Genomic DNA, 24,415 nt, shown 5'->3' with positions numbered 1-24,415 from the left:
ACCGAACTAAAAAACGCTTCCCGTTATGACAGCACTACAACGAGCGTGCAGTCCCTGACGGTTCAGAAACAGTGTGAATGGAGGTTTCGATGATTAACTGATCCATCGGTTTTGGCATACTGAAGTGGTACCCTTGCGCATAATCCACACCTAGGGTTTTTAACCTTTGGAGAATGGCATCATTTTCCACAAACTCCGCCACTGTCTTTTTACCCATTTGAGTGGCTAATTCATGGATAGCCCGCACCATCACAAAGTCAGTTTCATCCTCGGCTATGTCACGCACAAATTGCCCATCAATTTTGATAATGTCGACAGGCAAACGTTTGAGATAACCAAATGAGGACAGGCCAGAACCAAAGTCATCCAAGGCAATGGTGCAACCGAGTTTTTTCAGCTGGGTAAAGAGGTCAATGGCATCGGTCAGGTTACCGATCGCGGCCGTTTCAGTGATTTCTAGGCAGATGCGATCGCTCGGAACAATGCTTAAGCGTAATGCGTCAATCAGGAACTGAATAAATCCCTGATCACTCATTGAACGGCCAGATAGGTTTACCGAAACCATGGCGATATCGTCCACGTATTTCGGGTTGGCGGCGAACCAGCCTAACGTTTTTTCAATGACACGTTTATCAATCAGGTGCGCCATGTTGTAACGTTCAGCCGCAGAGATAAATTGTCCCGGTGCAACATACTCGCCGGTCCGCTCACGCATTCTTACCAACACTTCGAAATACAACTTTTCATTGCGCGTCGGCGAGACTTTTACAATCGACTGTGCATAGACTTCGATTCTATCTTCCGCGAGCGCCTGATGAATTTTGTTTACGAATGCCATCTCGCGCTCATGGCGTCGCAACTCCTGATCTTCAGGACGATAGAAATGCACGCGGCTTCGACCATCATGTTTGGCCGCAAAGCAGGCAGTATCGGCCTGAGCATGGACTTGCTGTGGTGAGCCTGCGGTATGGTCAAGCATGCGTACCCCAACAGAGCACCCCAAAGCCAGTCGCGCATTTTCCCAGTAAAAGTCCAAACCGCTCAATGCCTCAAGGATTTGGTAGCCTTGTTTCAATGCCGCTTGTTCATTGCAGTTGTAGCAAATGACCGCAAATTCGTCACCACCTAGACGCGCCAATGACGCACCTTTCGGCAACAAGGTTTTTAGTACCTGTGCCGTTTGTTTTAACGCCTCATCACCAGCCTCGTGCCCCACGGTATCATTGATGACACGGAACTGATCCAAATCGATATAGAACATGGCGTGCACCAGCCCCATCTCTTTGGTTTCACGCAATGCATCCGCCAAGCACATTTCGAAGTAGTTTCGGTTACGAAGCCCTGTTAAGAAGTCATGCTGAGCCTGGTAGCGCAGCTGTTGCTCCATTCGGCGGTTTTCCGTGATGTCTTCGCCCACCAAGAGCAATTGGGATTGCACCTGCGTAGAACGCACGCTTTCGCGAATCCAACGCTCTTGTCCATCGCTGGTACGATAGCGAATTTCTCGGCGTAAGATGTTGGTACTGTCTTTTTTCTTACTGGCAAGCAAGCTTCTTGGTGGCGGGCTGTTATCGGCATAAAAGTCTGTCACCTTGTGCCCCAGAATATGCCGTTTAGAAAACCCAAGAAGTTCGGAGGCACATTGGTTAACAGACTGAATACGCGACTGCTGATCGATGGTTAGCAGCATAACGGGCTGCTGTTCGTAGAGCATGCGGTATTCCACTTCGCTACGCTGCAGCTTCTGTTCAGCCACTTTACGCTGACTAATATCGCGCGCTTCAAACAGTATTTGTGCGTCTGCATGGCTGTGTTCTGGTAAGGCTTTGATCGCCACATCCAGAATGACTTCTCTTTGTTGCTCTGACAGTAAGCAGGCTTCAAAGCGGCTCGTTTGCCCTTCAATCAAAGATTCAACATGTAATTTTATTCTGTCCGCGCTGAGCCAGTCAGACCATCGCCATAGCGGCAAAGCGGATTTCGCCATTGCATCGGGGAATAGCCGCTGAAAAGCCCCGTTTGCCGACACAACCCGGCCGTGGTAATCCAACAGAGCAATATATTGATGGCTTTGATCAAATACGCCTTTAAACAGCGCTCGACTTTGCGCCAATGCACGTTCACTTTGTTTTTGCTTAGTCAGGTGCTTGGCCAACACCGCGATAATAAACACACTGACCACTAAAATAGCCAAGCTGCTGTTTACAGCGGTTCGGTTCGCCAACCAAAAAGACGGTGGCATATCCGTGATAACGGCATTGGGATAGGAGGCAAGATTAACGCCCCACTTTTTGGCCGCATCATAGCCGAACATCGTGCGATTGGCATTCATGACCACCGGCGGCATCTCGGCTGTGAGGGCATCTCTCAGCAATCTCGCTTGTACACTGCCGTTATGTTCACCATCGACCATAACGCCGCCCACAACGCCATAAGGCAGCATAAAGCTGCTGGCACCGTATATGGGTACCGTGGCTCGGCTGGTTAACGCCGTCAGAAGCTTGCCGTGATCCATAAATGTGCCACTGGCATCTTTGAAATAAGAGACAAACAGGATGACGTCTCCCGGCTCCCGTTTCGAAACCTGATCAATCAGTTCGTCAAACATCAAACCATGAAGCCGTTTTACCTCTACATGTTCATCTTTTCCATCCGCCAGTTGGGTTTGAATAGACGTCCAGTACTGCCGACTGGAAAAGCTGTCATCCAATACTATCCAAACTCGCTTCACGTCAGGATGTACATTTTTAATCAAAGCAATGTTGTCTGAGATATCAATGGCCTCATTCACCCCCGTTACATTAGGTATCGAGTATGAAAGGGCGGAGGTAGAAGTATTCAAGCCAGAGAAAATAACAGGCGTGTTGCCAATATCATGCGCCAATTGGCTCACAAGCCACATCGCCGCGTTATCGGTTGTTAAAATGGCATCATATTGATGATTAGCCAGGCGCGTTTGATATAGAGCTTTGAGACCGTCAAGATAACCGTCTGATTGAACACGCTTTGTATCCAGATAGGTATGTTCAACGTTAATGTCATACCCTTGTGTACCAGACTCGATGCCCTGAACAAGAGATTGGGTCCAAAAAAAATCAGGATGGTAGGAGTGAATAGCAAGAACCTGACTCGACGCTATAACTGCGCCGCATTTCAGTGTTATAAAAAGAAAGACTAACCACTTAGTGACCTGACGCATAAGAATCTAATTTTAGAGGTCTTTTCAAACAGAATACGTCACACCGTATTGTCTAAGTCGTAATTTGGTCAAGTTTCATGCACGGAAAATGCGGTTAACATGGAGTTTAGTGAAATTAAATGAATGAAATTGCAAAATTAGATGATCTGGACCGCCAAATCCTGCACACCTTAATGGCCGACGCTAAGGTCCCGTACGCAGAAATGGGAAAACGTTTTTCCGTCAGTCCCGCCACAGTGCATGTACGGGTCGAAAAAATGAAAACGGCGGGTATTATCACTGGTACTGAGGTACTGGTGAACACCAAAGCGCTCGGTTATGACGTGTGTTGCTTTATCGGCATTAACCTCTACGCAGCACGTGATTACCACTCCGCAATCGAAAAGCTGCAACAGCTCGATGAGGTGGTTGAAGCTTATTACACGACCGGTGCCTACAATATTTTCGTCAAACTAATGTGTCGCTCGATTGAAGAGCTACAGTATGTTCTGATAGACAAACTTCAAGCCATTGACGAAGTACAGTCCACCGAAACGCTGATTTCCTTACAAAACCCCATTAAACGCAACGTTTCGCCGTAAACATTTTTGCGACAGCGCCAAAACGAAAAAAGCCAGTTTTCACTGGCTTTTTAATATGCGAACGCGCTATTCCGCGCTGACTTGATTTGGCAGTTCAGGTAACTCCATTTGCTGCTCTTCTGCCAACCAACGCGCTACGTCTTTGGCAAAGTAGGTGAGAATGCCATCAGCGCCGGCACGCTTAAAGCAAAGCAGCGATTCCATCACGGTCTTACGCTCATCCAGCCAGCCATTCAAGGCCGCTGCTTTGTGCATCGCATATTCACCTGATACCTGATAAGCAAAGGTCGGTACTTTCAGTTCCGTTTTCACACGGCGAACCACATCCAGGTACGGCATACCCGGCTTCACCATGACCATATCTGCACCTTCATTGATGTCCATGGCCACTTCATGCAGGGCTTCATCGCTGTTGGCAGGATCCATTTGATAGGTCTTCTTATCGCCACCTTTCAAGTTCGCCGACGAACCTACCGCATCGCGAAACGGACCGTAGTATGCAGACGCATACTTTGCTGAATACGCCAGAATTTGAGTATGGATAAAACCAGCGTCTTCCAGCGCTTCGCGAATTGCCCCGATACGGCCATCCATCATGTCAGACGGTGCCACAATATCCGCACCCGCTTCAGCATGAGATAACGCCTGCTTGATCAACACATCCGTGGTCTCGTCGTTCAGTACGTACCCTTCTTCATCGGTCAAGCCGTCCTGACCCGACAAGGTGTATGGGTCAAGCGCCACATCTGTGATCACGCCCATTTGTGGCACGTGTTCTTTCAACAAACGAACCGCGCGCTGAACCAAGCCCTCGGGGTTATGTGCTTCATCTGCCGTAGCAGACTTAAACTCTTGCGGCACGACAGGGAAAAGTGCGATTGCTGGAACACCTAGCTTTGCCAGATACTCTGCTTCGTACAGCATTAAATCAATGGACAGACGCTCGATGCCCGGCATGGAGTCGATACTTTCACGGCGGTTTTTACCCATTAAAACAAACATTGGGTAAATCAGATCGCTTGCTGAAAGTTGACTCTCAGTCATCAATCGACGGCTAAAGTCATGCTTGCGTAGACGACGCATACGGCGGGCAGGAAACGTGCCCTGAATAGATACGGTCACGGTATCCTCCTTAATCCAAGTACTTTGAATGCATCATAGCGCTTACAAACCAAAGAATCGACGGCTGTTGTTGATGCTGTGTGTGATCAACTGCTCAGCATCCTGTTGACGTAACAACGCGATCTCTTTAGCAATATGAGGTAAATAACGTGGCTCGTTTCGGCTGGATTTAGGCTTCGGCTTCAAATCACGAGGCAACAAATACGGCGCATCGGTTTCAATGAGGATTTTGTCATCAGGGATTAATGGCACTATCTCGCGGAGCGCCTCTCCACGACGTTCATCGCACACCCACCCCGTGATGCCGATATACAATCCGGCATCCAAACATTCTTTCAGCTCGTCTTCTGAGCCTGTAAAACAATGCAAAACTGCAGCGGGAATTTTGTCGAGCCAAGGCGTCAGTATTGCCATAAAACGAGCATGGGCGTCACGACAATGCAAAAACACGGGCATGTTCAACGCAGCAGCCAGTTTAAGTTGCGCTTCAAACACAGCTTCTTGTTGTGGCCTTGGTGAGAAGTCTCGGTTGAAATCCAGACCGCACTCTCCGATTGCCACCACCTGTGGAAGCTCGGCCAAAGTACGAATAGACGGCAAGGATAAATCTTCCACCATTTTCGCGTCGTGGGGATGCACCCCAGCGGTTGAATAGCAAAAGCCTGAGTATTGGGATGCTAACGCCGCTGCTGCAGGGCTAGACACCAAGTCAGTGCCTGTCAGAACCATGGCACTGATCCCAGCTTCCTTCGCGCGTGCCACAACATCGTCGCGATCTTTGTCAAACCGGCTGCTAGTAAGATTAACACCTATATCTATCACTCGATTCCCACCAATTTGAAGGCATAAAAAAAGCCAGTGTAACACTGGCTTTTCGAAGTTTGACAGGCTTTAGCCTTCGCTTTGTTCTTCGTTTTCATTGTTTGCGTCACGCGGCTTGTAAAAGCGCGAGAAGAATAAGCCCACTTCAAACAGCAAACACATAGGTATCGCAAGCAATGTCTGCGAAATGATGTCTGGCGGCGTTAGCAACATACCCACGACGAACGCTGCCACGATAATGTAAGGACGTTTTTGGCGAAGGTCATCAGGATCGACTGCGCCCGTCCATACCAACAAAATGATGGCAACCGGAATTTCAAACGCAATACCGAATGCCATAAACAGTGCGAGAATAAAATCCAGATAACTCGCAATGTCCGTCGCTATCTCAATATTTTCCGGGGCTATGGAGGTAAAAAAGCCAAAAACCAGCGGAAACACAACGAAATACGCAAATGCCACACCACAATAGAACAGCAGTGAACTGGATGCCAGAAGCGGCATCACCAAGCGTTTTTCGTGTTTATACAAGCCCGGCGCCACAAATGCCCACATCTGGTACAAGATCATAGGTACCGCCAAGAACACTGACACGACCAAGGTTAACTTGATAGGGGTGAAAAATGGCGACGCGACGTCAGTCGCGATCATGCTTGTTCCTTCCGGAAGACGATCAACTAAAGGCGCAGAAACAAAGGTATAGATATCGTTGGCAAAATAAACCAAACAAAGAAACACCACCAGCACCGCCAGCAAGGCGCGCAATAGGCGATCTCTTAGCTCTACCAGATGACTGATGAGCGGTTGGGTATCTTCAACAGATGACATAGATTCTCGACAAAAAACTGGGCCCTACTCAGACAACCGTTATTCGGTCTTGTCCTTTGTAGGGCTAGATGCGCTAGCAGCGTCCGGGCTATCGCTCTTAGGTGAGTAAGGGCGTTGCACGTCTTCGGCTGCTTTTTTGAGCTCATCAACTGATTGCTGTAATTCCGGTGACAGGTTTTTCATGCCCATCTGCTCGGCTTTTTTCAGGTTATCCTGCAGCTCTTGAATTTTGAGCTCTTGTTCAAGCTCATCCCTCACAGAACCCGCCATTCGACGAGCCGCTCCAATCCAGCGCGACACGTTACGAATAGCTACCGGCAACCGCTCAGGACCGAGAACCACCAAGCCAACAACAGCGATTAGGATCAGCTCCCAAAAACCGATATCAAACACGGATTAAACCTGCTCTTTGTCTTTCGCTTCGCTTTTTTGGGCTGTGCTGTTTTTCTCTTCCAGTTTTTCCTGGCCGAAATCAGCGTCCTTTTTCTCGTCATCTGACATCGCTTTCTTAAACCCCTTGACCGCTGAGCCCAAGTCGCCACCGATGTTGCGCAGCTTCTTGGTGCCGAAAAGAAGGATAACGATAACGGCAACGATCAACAGTTGCCAAATACTAATACCACCCATGCTAGTGCTACCTCTACGTTATGTGGTGAATAAAAAAGTAACCGGAGTCTACTCGGATACTGTTACAACTTAATTGATAAATCTCATTTATTGAACGCCCGCCACGCAAGCGTCCAACTGAAGAGTGCAACTCCCCCAGCCACTTGGGGAAGTATTTCGATCTGATTACTATAGAGTATGGCAGATGTCACCAACATCGTTGCCCCGACACCTAACAAGAATTTCGCCTTATTTTGGCGTTTTCTTGCCGCCATAAACTCTTGATACATGACATCCATACGCTGATTAACCTGTCGGCCTTGTCGTAGGCTATCGTAAACAAGCTCCGGTAATTCAGGCAGTTTTTCTGCCCAAAAAGGCGCTTTTTCTTTAATCGCGTTCCACACCGCTTGCGGCCCTACCTGACGTCCCATCCAATCTTCTAAAAAGGGTTTGGCGGTGTCCCACAAATCCAATTGCGGATAGAGCTGTCGCCCCAGACCTTCAACATACAAAAGGGTCTTTTGCAGCAGCACCAATTGTGGTTGTACTTCCATGTTGAAGCGACGGGCAGTGTTAAACAAATTTAACAGTACATGCCCAAAAGAAATTTCACACAGTGGCTTTTCAAAAATGGGTTCACACACTGTCCGAATCGCAAATTCGAACTCATCGACATTGGTATCGTGTGGCACCCAGCCAGAATCGACATGCAGCTCGGCAACTTTGCGGTAATCTCGATTAAAAAACGCCAGGAAGTTTTCCGCCAGATAACGCTTGTCTTCGCGATTTAGTGTGCCGACAATACCACAATCAAGCCCAATCCATTGCGGGTCTTCGGGATGGTCATAGGAAACAAACACATTGCCAGGGTGCATATCCGCGTGAAAAAAGCTGTCGCGAAACACCTGCGTGAAAAACACCTGAACGCCACGTTCTGCCAGCAGTTTAAGATCGGTACCGTTGGCTTTGAGACCTTCAATATCAGACACCTGAATGCCATAAATACGCTCAGACACCATCAGTGAGGTTCGGCAATAATCGCTAAACACTTCTGGTACGTAGAGAATATGGTCATTTTCAAAGTTACGACGAAGCTGAATGGCGTTCGCGGCTTCTCGCATTAAATCAAGCTCGGCCAGCAGCGTTTTCTCGTACTCTCTCACCACTTCAACCGGCTTTAAACGACGCGCTTCAGGCAAAAAGCGGGCGACAATGCGGGCCATTCGGTACATCAGTTTGATGTCGGCCTGTATCACAGGAAGGATGTCAGGGCGAATCACCTTGAGTACCACTTCACGGCCATTTTCCTTCAGTGTCGCGGTATGTACTTGAGCGATGGACGCAGATGCGAGTGGCGCTTCATTAAAATCATCAAACCAGTTTTCCAATGGACCGCCAAGCGCCTCTTCCATCTGCGCTTTGGCCAGCTTACCGTCAAACGGTTCAACCTGATCTTGCAACATCGCCAGCTGATCAGCGATAGCTGGCGGGAAAAGATCGCGACGGGTCGACATCATCTGACCAAACTTGATCCACACTGGTCCCAGTTCTTGCAATGCCAGACGTAAACGTTGGCCAAGCTGTTTATCTTGATGAGTATTCTTCATCCAAAACAGCATTTTTCGCATCAAGTGCGGACCCCTTGTGATGGGCTGTTTTGGCAAAAGCTCATCCAGCCCATAACTGAGCTGAACCTTGGTGATTTTGTAGAGACGACGGATTTCACTGGGTGTCATGCGCGCTCCGTCTTTGAAGAAGCGAGTGTAGAAGAGACCAAGCGTTTTTCCAACGCATCAACACGTGCGGCTAAACGAGATGCATGGCTTTGCACGTCATCCACTTGATCTGCAAAATAAGCGACCTCCAGAGCGCCAGGAGCCAAACGCCACTCTTCGACGACCAACTCTCCCACATAACGCTGATTACGTTCAGTCATTTGCTTTAGGAAGGCAAGACCCTGCTGTGCCCCACGCACCAGAGTGTGCGCAACGACATCGCCCGTGTAGTGCGACAGCCACTCTGCGATGTCAGGATTAATGCCATTGAGTAGGTTGGAAAATTGCTGGGCAACATCAATGTCGCCATCTAAATGCAGCTTGTCCTGCTTAATAAGTTTGGTCAGATTGGCCTTTTCTTTCAGTTGTGGCGCAACTGAAATGGCTAAAGCCAACTCACAATCAGCATCACCTTCAAATGCGCCCAGTACATCTACCTGCTGGCTAAATACGAAAATAAGCTGCTTGTTTATGTCGGTGAGTCGCACGCGTAGCACTTTGCCTTTAAGTTTGGCAAGGCGACGCTGGCTTTCCCCATCTTGACGAATGAGGGTATTTAAACCAGTTTCAAGAGCGGCAGTTACCAATGGGTCTAGAGGCATAATAATCCCTTAGAACTTATAACCGCGGTGCAATGCGACAATACCACCGGTCAGATTGAAATATTTGGCTTGCTCGAAGCCGGCCTCTTCCATCATGCCCTTCAAGGTCTCTTGATCTGGATGCATGCGAATAGACTCCGCTAGATAGCGATAGCTTTCCGCGTCGTTCGCAATAAGCTCACCCATTTTCGGAAGTAGATGGAACGAATACGCATCGTAAACTTTCGACAGTGGCTCAACGACGGGTTTGGAGAATTCCAGCACCAACAGACGACCGCCCGGCTTCAATACGCGGTACATAGAACGCAACGCTTTATCTTTGTCAGTCACGTTACGCAAACCAAAGCCAATGGTGATGCAATCAAAGTAATCATCAGGGAACGGTAACTCTTCGGCATTGGCTTGTACGTAATTCACGTTACCAATAATGCCCAAATCTCGCAGCTTGTCACGGCCAACGTTCAACATCGAATTGTTGATATCTGCCAGCACCACCTGACCTTTATCTCCGACAATGCGAGAAAACTTTGCTGTCAGATCGCCAGTACCACCAGCAAGATCCAGTACTCGGTGTCCAGGGCGAACACCACTGCAATCAATGGTAAAACGCTTCCAAATTCGGTGGATACCCATGGACATCACGTCGTTCATGATGTCGTACTTTGCGGCTACGTTATGAAAGACGTTAGCAACCATGCCAACCTTGTCTTCTGTGGCGACGGTCTGAAAACCAAAGTGAGTGGTATTCTGATCCGCGTCTTGCTTCACGCCCTGTGTTGTATCTGTCATTGTAAACCCCTGAGTAACACCGGGCTGGAAACAGAGATACCCGATATTTTTGCCGCTTAGTGTACTTTACATACTCAATCAATCACAAGAAGAGCGATTCAGACTGACACTGGCAACTTGAGGTTATTTGAGCATGCGCGCAGTGTCTGTTCAAAGAGCCAAGCGCGCCAACGCGTTGTCAGCTCATTCCGGTGAAACACCAAGTGTCGCTATTTCGTCACTGTCGTCTGACGTATCTCGTTTCAGCATCGCAGGGCTGATGTCTCGCTTCACCTCAACACCCAACGCTTTAAAGCTTTCCGCCTGACGGAGAATATTGCCACGGCCACTGGAAAGTTTGCTCACCGCTTGCTGGTAACTGTCTGTGGCTTTATCAAGTGCCGCCCCCATTACCTCTATATCTGTGACAAATAAACGGAGTTTGTCGTAAAGCTTTGCGGCTTTGTCTGCAATGAGGCGCGCATTCTGATTTTGATGTTCGTAGCGCCAAAGGTTGTTAATCGTGCGCAAGGCCACCAGCAATGTTGTTGGGCTGACCAACATGATGTTGTGATCGAGAGCCTCTCGGATCAAGGACGGCTCTGCCTCAATGGCAATTTGGAAAGCGGGCTCGATTGGAATAAACATCAGCACATAGTCAAGACTCTGAATGCCGTGAAGCTGATGATAATCTTTACGCCCAAGCCCTCGGATATGTCCGCGAATCGACGCCACGTGTTCACGCAACGCGGCATCTTTCTCCGCTAAGGTTTCTGCGTGGAAATAACGCTCATATGCCACCAACGCCATCTTGGCATCAACCACCACATCTTTCTCCTGCGGCAACCGGACAATCACGTCGGGTTGATAGCGTTTGCCGTCTTCGTTTTCGAGACTTACCTGCGTTTGATATTCATAGCCTTCACGAAGTCCAGACTCCTCTAACACACGTGCAAGAACCACTTCTCCCCAGTTGCCCTGCTGCTTGTTATCCCCTTTCAGTGCCTGCGTTAAAGCTACTGCTTCACGGGTCATATCTTCATGGAGTTGTTGCAGGTTTTTAATTTCATGAACCAGAGTGTGACGCTCTTTGGCTTGCTCACCAAAGCTGTCCGTCACTTGCTTTCTAAACCCTTCAAGTTGGGATTTTAAAGGCCCGAGCAGAGACTCAAGACTTTGGCGATTCTGCTCATCAACAGTTCGCGTTTTGTGATCGAAAACTTTATTTGCAAGGCTTTCAAATTGTACGCGAAGGCGTTCTTCTGCACTTTCTAGCAATCGAATTTTTGCTTCGGCGGCTTCTAGCTGCTCTTCCGTGCGGGTCTGCTGCTCACGAAGGGTTAATTCAAGTGCCGATTTATTATCGCGCAGGTTATCAAGCGTATCCGTTAGCTGCGCTTTCTCCGCGCGCAACAGCTCCATTTGACGCAATTTCTCCGCCGCAGCGGCAAGCTTTGCGTATTGGATGCGCAGCTCTGCGGTTAATCGATCTCGCTCTAAGTCGAGCCCATCCAGTTCATCTTTTAAGGATTGATTCTCAGCGGTAAGGTGCGCCAGTGCCGCTTGGCTGATTTTTTCATCCGCCAACTGTTGCTGCTCAATCAGTGCGCGTAAGTTACGCATCGCTAGTCGATGATAAACACCGCCAAGCGTCGCCACGGCGACAGCGCTCAAACCTGCCGCTATCCACACTGCACCGTCGGAAAACAGAGTTGCGATCTGCATGCTGATAACCTTTTCATTTCACGTGATATCCCGTCATGAAGGCTAATCAGACACTGGATAAATGTCCAGCTTTTCCAGTGATGGTTATTTGCACTAGACTGCGGGATTCTCATCTTACTCAGAAATAAGTGCATGACATGAACGACCGCCTTGCGATCAGCTACGGACTGGCAGCCGTATTGCTTTGGTCTACCGTTGCGACGGCTTTTAAAATCACCCTGACTTATATGGACCCCATCCAGATGCTCGCTGCCGCCAGCGTGGTGTCCACCCTTTCTTTATTTGCCGTTGCGGGCTGGCAGGGGAAACTCAATCAGCTCTCCTCCACTTTTGCCAAGCGCCCACTGTATTACTTGATGCTCGGGTTGATTAATCCGTTTATTTATTACCTTGTTTTATTCAAGGCCTATGACTTGCTACCAGCCTCGTTAGCACAACCTTTAAATTATTCATGGGCAATCACCCTGACATTAATGGCAGCCATATTTCTGGGGCAAAAGATTCGTAAACAAGATTGGATAGCCGCAGCGTTGGGTTACGCTGGCGTGGTGGTCATCGCCACCAAAGGGGATATTTTCAGTCTTCAGTTTGATAGCCCGCTAGGGGTAGGGCTGGCACTGCTATCAACCCTACTTTGGGCAGGGTATTGGATTTTAAACGCCAAAAACCAAGCAGACCCTGTGATTGGGCTCTTACTTGGCTTTTTGCTTTCGCTCCCATTTTCCATCGGGCTTAGCCTTTATGCCACTGATTGGCATGGCATTCCTTGGCAGGGTTGGCTCGCCGTCAGCTACGTTGGTTTGTTTGAAATGGGCATCACCTTTGTCCTTTGGTTAAATGCCGTCAAACTTGCAAGCAACGCAGCTAAAGTCAGCAACCTTATCTTTATTTCGCCGTTTATTTCACTGATATTGCTCGCCACTATAATAGGCGAACAAATCCATCCAACGACCTTGATCGGGTTGGTGATGATAGTAATTGGATTGGTAATTCAGCAGCGAAAAAGCAGAGCGTAAATTAAACGCGATTACCCATTACGCTGCGCGAGATACTCGCGCAGTTCTTCTGCGGAGATCCCTTCATTGGCCATTTCCTGTGCCAATTCTTGCACACGCTCGCCACGGCGATCGTGAATCACTTTATTAAATTGATGTACCAATTCGCGCAAGCTACTGATAGGTACCTGACGCGCAGCGCGTTGCACACGCTCTTCACTCATACCACTTAATTCAGTAAGCAATTTACCAAACATCATTTTCTCTGGAGATTCATCAAGCATCTCCAGATGACGAGCTAATTCAAGCATCGACATCGACATATTTATTTACTGCCTGTAATTTGAATTTAAAAAGATTTGGAGTTTTCGCACATTAAATATACTCCCTTTCGTGATTAAACAACAAAAAAAACCCGCACAATTTTAATTGGCGGGCAAATCAATGGGTATGTCGGTTGTCGAGACCGTGCGCTTTCCGCGTCTTATTTTAAAATTAATTCATCAAAATTAGCATTCAGCTACGTGCCAGCGTTTACCTTTTGCAGACCACAGCAGCAATAAAGCCGGGATCATCAAGAACATATGAAAAGCCAGCAGCTCAGGCTCTGAAAACCCAACACGTTGACTTAGGCTAACCAAAACACCAGAACCACTCATTTGGAACAAGCCCAGCAGCGCCGCTGCCGTGCCTGCACGCTGACCAAAAGGTTCCAACGCTTTGCCCGCTGCGGAACCCAGCACCCACGCAAAACCAAATGATGAAATAAATACGGGTACCATAAAGGCCCAAGGCTCGTGAATATGGCTAAGCAACAGCATGAGCACGCCACCAACAACCAAGATGATAAGACCACCATTCAATGTCTTGCGACTGCCAATCTTATCCATCACTTTGGGCGCAGTCATTGATGCGAAAATATTGAACACCGCATTAATACCAAACCAAACCGTGAACTCATCCATGCTCAACCCCAAGATGTTGATCAATCGCACGGGAGCGGACGTGACATACGACAAGATCACTGACATTGCCAACAAGCAAAGCACCGCATGATAAATAAACACGGGTTCTTTCAGTACTGACCAATAACGGGACGGGCTCAACAGCGGGCCACTGGTGTCAGTATCTGCCGGGCGGGTTTCTCGAAATAGAGTAAACACTAGTACAAACGCCACCAATGCAAACCCCATCATAAAAGAGAAGTTTGAACGCCAGCCAAACTGTGCGGTTAACCAACTGCCAAGAAGCGGAGCCAACGCAGGGATAAAACAGATCGCCCCGTTCAAATAGCTGATCATCTGCCCGCAACGCTTACCGCTGAACGTATCGCGAACAGCTGCAAATGCACAGACAGCAGTTGCACACGCGCCCGCGCCTTGTAGCAAACGCGCTACCAATAAGGCATCCATCGACGACGCAATCCATGCTAATCCAGCACTCGCTGCATAAATCACGATACCCGTCATGGCAACAGGACGACGACCAAAACGGTCAGCTAGTGGGCCAGCCAACAGTTGTCCCAAACCCATTGTCACCAGAAACCAGGAAATGGTGTCCTGCATGCGGGTTGCGGAAACCCCTAGTTCCTGAGCCATCAACGGCATCGCAGGAAGGTAAATATCAATAGCCAGTGGGCTGAATAGAACCAGCAACACCATTAACGCAACTAGGCGGCTATCAGGTTTTGAAGAAGGGGTAGACATACTGTACTCCTGATAATTTGCCGTGCAGTGTAGTGAGATTTTGATATGAATAAAAATGGTATATATTCAGGTCTGACATTCCAAATAGGAATAACACTTCATGAACCTGAACCAACTCCTGCGTTACGATCTCAGCCTCCTCATTTGTTTGCATGTGCTGCTGGAAGAATGCAACGTGACACGAGCTTCTCAGCGACTGCACTTAAGCCAATCTGCGGTCAGCAAGAGCCTAAGCAAATTACGTGAGCAGTTTGATGACCCGCTCTTTAATCGCACATCGCGTGGTCTTCACCCAACGCCAAAAGCTCTCTCGCTCAAGCCTGGGCTCAAAAACCTGCTACAACATGTAGAAGGGCTAACGATTTCGGACGAATTCGACTCGGCCACCAGCGATCGACGTTTTCATCTCTCCTTGGTAGAAAGTGCGTACCCTCTGCTCATGCCTCGCTTTTTGGGAGAGATCCTTGATGCGGCGCCTTCTATCACGCTCTATACCGAAGCGTGGGGAAGGCATACCTTTGATGCCATGGCACGCGGCGAGGTGGATTTTGGTATTACAGGAAAAGACCTGAATCCGGCGGATGCTATGCTGACAATGATGCCGCCAAAAGGCATTGTTTATGAAGAGTTATATCAGGACCACCAGCGTGTCATCGTACGCAAAGGGCACCTCGTATTAGCACACCCATGGAATCTGGAATTATATCTCAGACAACGACACGTTCAGGTTCGCTGCGATGGTAGCGATCGTTGGTTGCTCGATTATAAGCTCGCAGAAAAAGGTTTAGACCGGGATATTGCGATGTACGTACCAGACTTTAACAGTGCTGCCAGTCTTTGTACCCACACCGATTTGGTGTTTACCTCCCCGTCTCACTTTGCGAATGCCGTTGCTAAACAATTAGATTTGCAAGTACTTCCGTTGCCAACGCCACTCCCCCCGATGGCCTATACCTTGTTCTGGCACCAAAGCCAGCAAAATGACCCTGGCCATCAATGGCTACGGCAGTTGATTATTTCTCGTTGTCGGCAGATGACGGAAATTGCAGCGGCAGAGGAAAACAGATAGCTTATGCTATCAAGAACGTACGTATTTTTAGTTAGCCCCCATGCCCACGACAATGGTCATATCATTGGCGTAACGGGAAGTCGGTATTACCAATAGGACGACAAAATGCACGCCATTATTGCTGAACGCGTCGATGCATTACGACGCTGGTTGAACGATCAGGCACTGGACGCTCTGATTATTCCGCACGAAGACGAATTTCTTGGAGAGTATATTCCCGCGCACAACGAACGCCTCCATTGGATTACCGGTTTTACCGGCTCTGCGGGTGCAGCGGTGATCACCCGTGAAAGCGCGGCTGTCTTTGTTGATGGTCGTTATACGGTTCAGGTTCGCAAACAAGTGCCGGGAGAAATTTTTGAATACCGCCACCTGATAGAAGAGCCCGCCCTACAATGGCTGCAAGACAATCTGGCACCAGGAAGCAAAGTGGCTGTAGATACCCGCCTTCACAGTGCCAACTGGCTTATGAATGCCGAGCAGGCCGTGGCTGGCAAACTGACACTGGCACACATCGATAACAACCCCATCGATACGCTTTGGCATGACCGTCCAAAACCTCTGCTGACGCAAGCTCGCCTGATGAGCAATGATTTCGTTGGCCAAGGCAGTGCAGATAAACGCGCACAAATTGGCGAAGTTATAGCGATAGCCGGCGCAAACGCCGCACTTTTGAGTCAATTGGACAGCGTTTGCTGGCTACTAAACATTCGCGGTGGCGATGTATCTCGACTGCCCGTGTTGTTATCCAGTGCTATCGTCTCATCCAATGGCGATGTCACCCTGTTTATCGATCCAAGTCGTCTTCCTGATGACTTTGACGAACATGTTGGCGAAGGGGTGACTGTAGCCTCTCCAGACGCGATGGAATCTGCACTCGCAGCATTTGGCGGTCAAACCGTTCTGGTTGATCCGATGACCAGCAATGCGTGGGCAAGCCAAGTACTGAGCCAACATGGCGCAAACATCAAACACGCCACAGACCCGTGCATGCTGCCCAAAGCGGCGAAGAATGCGACGGAAATAGCCGGTATGAAAGCCAGTCATATCCGCGATGGTGTAGCAGTAAGCCGCTTTCTAGCTTGGTTGGATAGCGACGTTGCTGCAGGCAATCTAGCGGACGAAGCCGAGCTTTCTGACAAGCTGTACAGCTTCCGTGAGCAGGATCAAACCTTAGCCGATTTAAGCTTTGACACCATTTCAGCAGCGGGCGGCAACGCGGCCATGTGTCACTACAACCACCTGAACCAACCAGCCCCAAGCAACCTTGAGCTGAACAATGTGTATCTGGTGGACTCAGGCGGCCAGTACCCAGACGGCACCACTGATATTACCCGCACTATAGCGATTGGCGAATGCGACAACGATGTAAAAACCGCATTCACCTTGGTGCTAAAAGGCCACATTGCGCTGGCAACCGCACGCTTCCCGAAAGGCACCGCTGGCAGCCAACTGGATGCATTGGCACGCCAACACTTGTGGGCTCACGGCTTTGATTATGACCACGGTACAGGCCATGGCGTCGGTCACTTCCTGAGTGTTCACGAAGGCCCTCAGCGTATTGCCAAAGCACCAAATACCGTGGCATTGCTGCCGGGCATGGTGCTGTCGAACGAGCCAGGTTACTATCGCGCGGATGCGTTCGGTATCCGTATCGAGAACCTCGAATTGGTCGTGGAAGTACCAACATCAGGCGACATGACAGTTCTTGGCTTCGAATCGCTAACCCGCGCGCCTATCGATCGCCGATTAGTGGACGTATCGCTTCTAACTGACAGTGAAATCGCTTGGTGGAATGATTATCACCAAAAAGTGTGGCTGGACGTCAGTCCGTCTCTGGTCGGTACGGATCTGGCATGGCTTGAGCAGGCAACGGCGACGCTGTCTCGATAAGCACTGCTTCAAAAGAAAAGAGCACCGCAGGGTGCTCTTTTTATTTTCTTTGTCCTTTCCGATGGCTAGCCAGAATACGACGGGTCCCAATCTTTCCAGACCACGTCAAATCCTGCCGCTTTCACCGCCTGTGCAACCGCTGCCGCACTGCGCTCATCCGACACGGCAAACTGCTCAAGCTCTGGCTCATCGTCAGCATAGCCGCCCGGTTGGGTCTTGGATGCTGCCGACATGGTCGTGATCCCAAGAGGTAGCACTTTGTCGCGAAACGCGGGGGATTCGCGAGTAGACAACGAAAGTTCAACTTCCTGATTTAACAGACGGTACGCACAGATAAGTTGCACCAGTTGCCTGTCATTCATCACGGATTTCGGTTGAACAGCGCCTTCACAAGGACGAAGACGTGGGAACGAAATCGAATAGCGACTACGCCAATAGGTCCGCTCCAAATAATCTAGGTGGCTGGCAACAAAAAAACTGTCCGTACGCCAATCATCAAGACCTATCAGAGCACCGATGCCTATCTTGTCGATACCCGCACGAGCTAACCTGTCCGCTGTATCGAGTCGATAAGCAAAGTCGGTCTTGTTTCCCCGAAGGTGATGCTCACCGTAAGTCGCTCGGTTATAGGTTTCCTGATACACCATGACCGCATCCAAACCTAGGCCTTTAAGCTCCGCATATTCCGCTTCTTCAAGCGGCTGCACTTCCATCGCCAAATAGCTGAAATGACGTTTAATCGCAGGTAATGCCTCACGAAAATACGCCATCCCAACTTTGGTTTGGTGTTCGCCGGTCACCAGCAAAATGCTGTCAAAATTCATGCCTTTGATGGCATGGCATTCACGCTCGATCTCATCAGCCGACAGAGTACGGCGCTTGATGCGGTTTTCCATCGAAAAGCCACAATACGTACAGGCGTTTGCACACAGGTTCGACAGATACAGTGGTACATAGAAGTTCACCGTATAGCCAAAGCGTCGACGGGTCAGTGCCGCCGCTTGCTGTGCCATGTTTTCTAAGTGAGCGTCTGCCGCCGGAGAAATCAAAGCTTTGAAGTCCTCCAAATCGCGCTTCGGTTTAGCAAGCGCGCGAAGCACATCTGCCTCTGTCTTTGCGCCAATGGACAGACGGATATCATCCCAATCCTGCGTTTCCCAATAAGTTGAAAAACTCATCCTTGTTTCCACCTTTACGCCAATTTATCAAGGAAAGAGGTCAATGGGCTGGACGCTACCGCATGCCTGACTTGACCTGCAAGTCCTGCTTCATACGCCATACGACCCGCTTCTACCGCTATCTTAAACGCCTGTGCCATGGCAACTGGGTTGGCGGCGGCGGCGATAGCTGTATTAACCAAGACCGCATCCGCCCCTTTCTCCATCGCTTCGGCCGCATGGGAAGGTGCTCCAATCCCCGCATCCACCACCACAGGCACCTTCGCCTGATCAATAATGATGTCGAGAAAGTCGCGTGAGACAAGGCCTTTATTGCTCCCTATCGGTGCACCAAGCGGCATAACAGCGGCACACCCCACTTCCTCAAGATGCTTGCACAACACGGGATCGGCATGGCAATAAGGCAGTACCACAAAACCTTCTTTTACCAAAGCCTCCGCGGCTTTGAGGGTTTCAATCGGATCGGGCATCAAATATTTCGGATCGGGGTGAATTTCCAACTTCAGCCAGTTTGTTCCAAGAGCTTCGCGTGCCAAACGCGCGGCAAAAATTGCTTCCTTGGCAGTTTTCGCGCCAGAGGTGTTTGGCAGTAGATTTACCCCAGAAGCAATCAGTGGTGCGAGAATATCATCGTCACGATTTTGGATATCCACGCGCTTTAGTGCCATGGTCACCAATTCAGAGCCACTCGCGATCAGGCTGTCTGCCATCATCTGGGTGCCTGAGAATTTTCCCGTTCCCGTAAACAAGCGAGAAGAAAAGGTTTTATCGGCAATCTTTAACATGACTAACCTCCGGCAATCGCCTGGAACACTGCAACCTGAATTCCGTCGGTCAGTGTGGTTTCCTGCCACTGGCTACGGGGAATAATGTCACCATCTATCGCAATGGCAACGGCCTTTTCTGGTAATTCTAGCTCCGCCACCAGAGCCAAAATGTTGCTGGCAGCAGACGGCGAATATGCCTTTTCATTAAGCCAAATCTGCATTTGGTACCTCCGTGTTAACACGCTGACAGACGCTGCAAGTTGGATCGCAAGGTACCTTCATCGAGCGCAAACTTAGCGTTTTGCCATCTAACTGATAAAAAGAAGACGGTGACTGGCTTTGGTTCATCAACAACTTCACAGCTTCCAATGCCTGAAAGGTACCAATGGCACCGACGATAGGGCCTACTACACCCGCACTTTGACAGTTTCGTGGTGTGGCCTCTTCATCGATGGGAAACAGACAGTGATAACACGGTGAAGGCTGACGTGAAAAATCAAACACCATTAGCTGACCTTGCCAACCAATGGCCGCTCCAGCAACGAGCGGCGTATCGTTCTCAGCACACGCTAGGTTTACGGCTTGCCGCGTCTCCATGTTATCACTGCAATCGAGTACCACATCGGCTAGCGACACTTCCAAAGACAGTGACATGCCATCTAAGCGTCTTTTCACAACACGGCAAAGACTCTCGCTATTCAGTGCAGTTAACTGCCCAGCGAGTGCTGACGCCTTGTTGCAGCCTAAGTCACTTTCGCGATAAGCCACCTGCCGAGAAAAGTTCGATAGTTCTAAACTGTCATCATCCGCCAATACAAGCTGACCCACACCCGCACCAGACAGGTACAAGCCAGCTGCCGTACCGAGACCGCCACAACCAACAATCAACACCTTGGCGTTAGCCAAGGCATTTTGATTATCTTCCCCCCATTCGGACAGCATGATTTGTCGACTGTAACGCTGAAACGCCAAATCAGAGAGTGGTTGCTTCGCCATGGCGCGCTTCCTCATTCAAGATTTCAGAGAATGATTGCAGTGTTGCCGCCAAGTCGCAAGACTGTGTGACGGCACGCACGACAGCGATTGCATTGACACCGCTTTTCCACACCTCTGACGCCACGGATAAATCAATACCGCCAATGGCCACTGTCGGTACACGACCATTAACCGTTTTCAGGTGCTTGCTGAGCTGCAGCACACCTTGCGGCGGCGTTGGCATCTGCTTGGTCGGAGTTGGGAAAATATGGCCAATGGCGACATAGCTTGGATGGATAGACAGTGCTAAATCCAACTCGTCCGCAGTACGCGTTGAAACACCAAGACGAATCCCTGCATTAGCGATAGCATCAAGATCTGCGGTTTTCAGATCGTCCTGCCCCAAGTGAATGCCATACGCACCTGCCGCTAGCGCTTTTTGCCAATGATCGTTAATAAATACCTGTGCACTGCAAAGCCGTCCACACCTCACCACTTCTTGGATCATGGCATCAAGATCCGGACGCTCAGGATCTTTCACCCTAAGTTGCACTGTTCTAACACCCAATGCCAAAAGACGCTTTAACAAGGCAACATCATCGACGACCGGATACAAAGGGCCTATGCCCCCTTCCATACGAGGAAAAACCGAACGCTCAATACAAAGAGAAGGGTTCATGCCTCCTCCTTATGCTTTGGTGTGGTAAAGCTCGCTACCTTTAGCGAGAAACTCTGCCGATTTTTGTTTCATTCCTTCAAGCGGGTCTTCTAGCATCTGAACTTCTATCGTTTCGCCCAGCTCTAGGTTGTTCGATTCCAATTCTTTCGCATACTCACGAACTTCCTGGCTGATCTTCATCGAACAGAACTTCGGTCCACACATCGAACAAAAATGTGCCACTTTACCTGATTCCTGCGGTAGGGTTTCATCGTGGTAAGCGCGAGCAGTATCAGGGTCCAGAGCCAGATTGAACTGATCTTCCCAGCGAAATTCAAAGCGTGCTTTAGACAAGGCGTTATCGCGCACCTGCGAGCCGGGGTGACCTTTTGCCAAATCTGCAGCATGCGCGCAAAGTTTATAAGTGATAAGGCCCGTTTTTACGTCGTCCTTATTTGGTAGACCCAAGTGTTCTTTTGGCGTTACGTAGCAAAGCATCGCACAGCCATACCATCCAATCAGCGCCGCACCAATACCGGAGGTGATGTGGTCGTAACCTGGTGCAATATCGGTTGTCAGTGGGCCAAGCGTATAAAAAGGGGCTTCATGGCAGTGCTCAAGCTGCTCTTCCATGTTTTCTTTGATAAGGTGCATCGGCACGTGTCCAGGACCTTCAATGATCACCTGCACATCGTATTCCCATGCGATTTTGGTCAGTTCGCCCAAGGTTCGAAGCTCTGCAAATTGCGCTTCGTCATTGGCATCCGCCACAGATCCAGGACGCAGGCCATCACCCAATGACAGGGCAACGTCGTACTTCGCACAGATTTCACAAATTTCACGGAAGTTGGTGTAAAGGAAGCTCTCGGTATGATGCGCTAAACACCACTTCGCGATAATTGAGCCACCACGAGACACAATGCCAGTCACGCGTTTTGCGGTCATGGGCACATATCGCAGCAGCACGCCTGCGTGAATAGTGAAGTAATCCACGCCTTGCTCAGCCTGCTCAATCAAGGTGTCACGCATCACTTCCCAAGTCAGGTTTTCCGCAATGCCATTTACCTTCTCAAGCGCCTGATACATCGGCACCGTACCGATTGGCACAGGGCTGTTTCGCAGGATCCATTCACGAGTTTCGTGAATGTTTCGCCCCGTAGACAAGTCCATCACGGTATCTGCGCCCCAGCGGGTCGACCACACCAGTTTTTCGGTTTCTTCTTCAATTGATGAGGTCACCGAAGAGTTACCGATGTTCGCATTCACTTTTACCAAGAAGTTACGGCCAATGATCATCGGCTCAGACTCAGGGTGGTTGATGTTCGATGGAATAATCGCGCGGCCTTCTGCGACTTCTTTACGCACAAATTCTGGTGTGATTTCTTTTGGCAGATTCGCCCCAAAGCTCTGACCCGGATGTTGGTGATTTAGTTGCTCATCCGCATACTTCTGGCGGCCCATATTTTCACGAATGGCGATGTATTCCATTTCAGGAGTTATGATGCCTTGACGCGCATAATGCAACTGCGTCACGCAACTGCCTTTTTTTGCGCGACGTATGGTCGGCAAGTTTCCAAAGCGCAATTCATCTAACGTTTCGTCATCCAGTCTCAGTTGAGCGAACTCAGAAGACACAGTATCAAGAAATTCAGTGTCACTGCGCTCTTCAATCCAACGTTCACGAAGCTTTGGCAGACCTGAATAGATATCAATTTCATAGCTCGGGTCAGTATAAATACCCGATGTGTCATACACTCGGATCGGTTCGTTAGGCTCTAACTGAGGATTATATTTGGTGCCGCCAACTAAGCTAGGAGACAAAGAAATCTCTCGCATTCCTACACGAATATCAGGGCGAGAGCCTTCTACATGGATTTTTTGAGAATTCGGGAAAGGTTGTACTGAGAGGTTATCAATGAAAGCTTTTGCTTCAGTACGGGCTTGTTTACGATTCGACATAGCATTACTCCAGTATTTATTGGGAATAAATGCTTGCCGGATTTGCTGAGCAAGAGGTAGAACGATAAATAGATAGATTTTGGCTACGCGTTCACTATCTATTTTCTCTTGTTCCCTTCGCAGGTATTAGCCTGATCAGGTTCAACGGATCCCGCTTTCGCAGTCTCAGCCAAATGGCACTCCGACAAGTATCAAAATCCAGTATAAGAAATGCGCTATCTCATCTCAACATCTGTAAACGTGACTAACCGCGCATAAGTAGCTGAAAGCCGGCCCATGCAGCAAAGATACATACGAATACATTGAGCACGATGTTTAATCCCATCTTGAACCACTCACCTTGCTGCAAAAGCAAAACGTTATCCATAGAGAACGTAGAGAAAGTCGTCAGCGCACCAAGGAAGCCTAACCCGATCAGGTGCCTCCAAGGCCCAGGCCCAAACGTCTCCTGCTCCAAGCCCGCAACGAGGAGTCCCATGATAAATGAGCCAACCACATTCACTGTCAATGTTCCATATGGGAATCCTCGGCCCAACAACATAACGCAGAGTTCGGAGATCAAATAGCGAGAGCAAGCGCCGAATGCGCCGCCAAGTCCAATATAGAGAAGCAATATGGCTTGATTCATTAGCGGTAACCGTGATGGATTTTTAATTAGGCATATCATACGCCCTTAAAACAACGAGTGCTAAATCGATAAATGGAATAATAAGTTTTGCGCAGAAATGAGAAGAGCGGTTGACGTAGTATATGACAGATATGAAAAAGCCCCAGCATTTCTGCTGAGGCCTTAAATGTGGCAGGGGTGGAGAGATTCGAACTCCCAACACGCGGATTTGGAATTCTACATTACCACTAGATTAAACAACCACTTAAAAATGGCTAAAAACGTTTTTCATTGTATTTTATTTCTTTTCATTAAAATCAAGCGGATAAGAACCGAAAAATAAAGCCCTCACGGTATCGTAAGGGCTTTTGTTTGGTTGATATATATTCACATATGCTGATTAAGTGGATTGAGTCTAAGCGTGTCTTCAAGATGGTCGGGGGCAAGATGGGCATAGCGCATCGTTGTCGTGATTTCGCTATGGCCTAACACGTCCCGTAGCTTGACAATGTTACCGCCATTCATGACATAGTGACTTGCAAAGGTATGGCGCAAAACATGCGTCATTTGCCCTTTA

The 24,415-nt window shown here is 49.1% G+C and carries 24 protein-coding genes and 1 riboswitch; of the genes, 4 read left to right on the top strand and 20 right to left on the bottom strand.

Annotated features, from left to right (window positions below; genetic code table 11):
- Nucleotides 1-34: 34 nt before the first annotated feature.
- Nucleotides 35-3,199 carry an ABC transporter substrate binding protein gene (locus B5D35_RS05395; RefSeq protein WP_078751571.1) on the bottom strand — a complete coding sequence of 1,055 codons (3,165 nt, stop codon included), beginning with the start codon at nt 3,197-3,199 and terminating at the stop codon, nt 35-37.
- Nucleotides 3,200-3,318: 119 nt separating this feature from the next.
- On the opposite strand from B5D35_RS05395, the gene asnC reads away from it, so the two are divergent.
- Complete coding sequence (gene asnC, locus B5D35_RS05390; RefSeq protein WP_078751570.1) at nt 3,319-3,780, top strand: transcriptional regulator AsnC; 462 nt, start codon at nt 3,319-3,321, stop codon at nt 3,778-3,780.
- Nucleotides 3,781-3,846: 66 nt separating this feature from the next.
- On the opposite strand, the gene hemB is transcribed toward asnC, so the two are convergent.
- From hemB to rmuC, 9 genes are all read right to left on the bottom strand, one after another.
- Nucleotides 3,847-4,902 (bottom strand): porphobilinogen synthase, encoded by a 1,056-nt coding sequence (gene hemB, locus B5D35_RS05385; protein ID WP_078751569.1) that lies wholly within the window; start codon nt 4,900-4,902, stop codon nt 3,847-3,849.
- Nucleotides 4,903-4,944: 42 nt separating this feature from the next.
- Nucleotides 4,945-5,724: a 3'-5' ssDNA/RNA exonuclease TatD gene (gene tatD, locus B5D35_RS05380; RefSeq protein ID WP_078751568.1), complete on the bottom strand. Its 780-nt coding sequence runs from the start codon at nt 5,722-5,724 to the stop codon at nt 4,945-4,947.
- 69 nt (nt 5,725-5,793) lie between these two features.
- Complete coding sequence (tatC, locus tag B5D35_RS05375) at nt 5,794-6,552, bottom strand: Sec-independent protein translocase subunit TatC (RefSeq protein ID WP_078751567.1); 759 nt, start codon at nt 6,550-6,552, stop codon at nt 5,794-5,796.
- 39 nt (nt 6,553-6,591) lie between these two features.
- Nucleotides 6,592-6,945 (bottom strand): Sec-independent protein translocase protein TatB, encoded by a 354-nt coding sequence (gene tatB / locus B5D35_RS05370; RefSeq protein WP_078751566.1) that lies wholly within the window; start codon nt 6,943-6,945, stop codon nt 6,592-6,594.
- 3 nt (nt 6,946-6,948) lie between these two features.
- Nucleotides 6,949-7,179: a Sec-independent protein translocase subunit TatA gene (gene tatA, locus B5D35_RS05365; RefSeq protein WP_078751565.1), complete on the bottom strand. Its 231-nt coding sequence runs from the start codon at nt 7,177-7,179 to the stop codon at nt 6,949-6,951.
- An 83-nt stretch (nt 7,180-7,262) separates the two neighbouring features.
- Nucleotides 7,263-8,897, bottom strand: coding sequence for a ubiquinone biosynthesis regulatory protein kinase UbiB (gene ubiB, locus B5D35_RS05360; protein ID WP_078751564.1), 1,635 nt, complete (start codon nt 8,895-8,897; stop codon nt 7,263-7,265).
- Entirely contained in the window at nt 8,894-9,538 is a 645-nt protein-coding gene (locus tag B5D35_RS05355; protein ID WP_078751563.1) for a ubiquinone biosynthesis accessory factor UbiJ, read from the bottom strand. Before B5D35_RS05355 ends, ubiB begins: the two co-directional genes overlap by 4 nt.
- Before the next feature lie 9 nt (nt 9,539-9,547).
- The gene (gene ubiE, locus B5D35_RS05350; RefSeq protein ID WP_078751562.1) at nt 9,548-10,327 is read right to left on the bottom strand and encodes a bifunctional demethylmenaquinone methyltransferase/2-methoxy-6-polyprenyl-1,4-benzoquinol methylase UbiE; all 780 of its coding nucleotides are present in this window, start codon (nt 10,325-10,327) and stop codon (nt 9,548-9,550) included.
- Between the two features lie 183 nt (nt 10,328-10,510).
- Nucleotides 10,511-12,031, bottom strand: a complete 1,521-nt coding sequence (rmuC, locus tag B5D35_RS05345) for a DNA recombination protein RmuC (protein WP_078751561.1) — start codon at nt 12,029-12,031, stop codon at nt 10,511-10,513.
- Between the two features lie 137 nt (nt 12,032-12,168).
- Here rmuC and B5D35_RS05340 point away from each other — a divergent pair, with 137 nt between their 5' ends.
- Entirely contained in the window at nt 12,169-13,047 is an 879-nt protein-coding gene (locus tag B5D35_RS05340; protein ID WP_078751560.1) for a DMT family transporter, read from the top strand.
- An 11-nt stretch (nt 13,048-13,058) separates the two neighbouring features.
- On the opposite strand, the gene tsrA is transcribed toward B5D35_RS05340, so the two are convergent.
- Together tsrA and B5D35_RS05330 are read right to left on the bottom strand one after the other, a co-directional pair.
- Nucleotides 13,059-13,349: an H-NS-like global regulator TsrA gene (gene tsrA, locus B5D35_RS05335; protein WP_078751559.1), complete on the bottom strand. Its 291-nt coding sequence runs from the start codon at nt 13,347-13,349 to the stop codon at nt 13,059-13,061.
- A 186-nt stretch (nt 13,350-13,535) separates the two neighbouring features.
- Nucleotides 13,536-14,732, bottom strand: coding sequence for a multidrug effflux MFS transporter (locus tag B5D35_RS05330; RefSeq protein WP_078751558.1), 1,197 nt, complete (start codon nt 14,730-14,732; stop codon nt 13,536-13,538).
- Nucleotides 14,733-14,832: 100 nt separating this feature from the next.
- Between B5D35_RS05330 and B5D35_RS05325 the strand changes: the two genes are divergently transcribed.
- Nucleotides 14,833-15,801 carry a LysR substrate-binding domain-containing protein gene (locus B5D35_RS05325; protein WP_078751557.1) on the top strand — a complete coding sequence of 323 codons (969 nt, stop codon included), beginning with the start codon at nt 14,833-14,835 and terminating at the stop codon, nt 15,799-15,801.
- Between the two features lie 105 nt (nt 15,802-15,906).
- Nucleotides 15,907-17,694: an aminopeptidase P family protein gene (locus tag B5D35_RS05320; RefSeq protein WP_078751556.1), complete on the top strand. Its 1,788-nt coding sequence runs from the start codon at nt 15,907-15,909 to the stop codon at nt 17,692-17,694.
- A gap of 65 nt (nt 17,695-17,759) precedes the next feature.
- On the opposite strand, the gene thiH is transcribed toward B5D35_RS05320, so the two are convergent.
- The 8 genes from thiH to B5D35_RS05280 form a co-directional block, all read right to left on the bottom strand.
- On the bottom strand, nt 17,760-18,872 hold the full coding sequence (gene thiH / locus B5D35_RS05315; protein WP_078751555.1) for a 2-iminoacetate synthase ThiH: 1,113 nt from the start codon (nt 18,870-18,872) through the stop codon (nt 17,760-17,762).
- A gap of 14 nt (nt 18,873-18,886) precedes the next feature.
- The gene (locus tag B5D35_RS05310) at nt 18,887-19,657 is read right to left on the bottom strand and encodes a thiazole synthase (RefSeq protein ID WP_078751554.1); all 771 of its coding nucleotides are present in this window, start codon (nt 19,655-19,657) and stop codon (nt 18,887-18,889) included.
- Between the two features lie 2 nt (nt 19,658-19,659).
- A complete protein-coding gene (thiS, locus tag B5D35_RS05305; RefSeq protein ID WP_078751553.1) occupies nt 19,660-19,860 on the bottom strand; it encodes a sulfur carrier protein ThiS in 201 nt (66 codons plus the stop codon).
- Nucleotides 19,844-20,635 carry a HesA/MoeB/ThiF family protein gene (locus tag B5D35_RS05300; protein WP_078751552.1) on the bottom strand — a complete coding sequence of 264 codons (792 nt, stop codon included), beginning with the start codon at nt 20,633-20,635 and terminating at the stop codon, nt 19,844-19,846. Before B5D35_RS05300 ends, thiS begins: the two co-directional genes overlap by 17 nt.
- On the bottom strand, nt 20,613-21,293 hold the full coding sequence (thiE, locus tag B5D35_RS05295; protein WP_078751551.1) for a thiamine phosphate synthase: 681 nt from the start codon (nt 21,291-21,293) through the stop codon (nt 20,613-20,615). Before thiE ends, B5D35_RS05300 begins: the two co-directional genes overlap by 23 nt.
- Nucleotides 21,294-21,302: 9 nt before the next feature.
- Nucleotides 21,303-23,231 (bottom strand): phosphomethylpyrimidine synthase ThiC, encoded by a 1,929-nt coding sequence (thiC, locus tag B5D35_RS05290; RefSeq protein ID WP_078751550.1) that lies wholly within the window; start codon nt 23,229-23,231, stop codon nt 21,303-21,305.
- A 95-nt stretch (nt 23,232-23,326) separates the two neighbouring features.
- Nucleotides 23,327-23,425, bottom strand: a riboswitch (TPP riboswitch).
- 50 nt (nt 23,426-23,475) lie between these two features.
- On the bottom strand, nt 23,476-23,859 hold the full coding sequence (crcB, locus tag B5D35_RS05285) for a fluoride efflux transporter CrcB (protein ID WP_078751549.1): 384 nt from the start codon (nt 23,857-23,859) through the stop codon (nt 23,476-23,478).
- Nucleotides 23,860-24,225: 366 nt separating this feature from the next.
- Nucleotides 24,226-24,415 (bottom strand): tyrosine-type recombinase/integrase (locus tag B5D35_RS05280; RefSeq protein WP_157828478.1); only part of this gene is annotated, 190 nt, incomplete at its 5' end.

The sequence above is a fragment of the Enterovibrio nigricans DSM 22720 genome (assembly GCF_900167155.1).
Taxonomy (GTDB): Bacteria; Pseudomonadota; Gammaproteobacteria; order Enterobacterales; family Vibrionaceae; genus Enterovibrio; species Enterovibrio nigricans.
The sequence above is the reverse complement of the archived record's forward strand: the minus strand, read 5'-3'. Positions and strand labels throughout refer to the sequence as shown.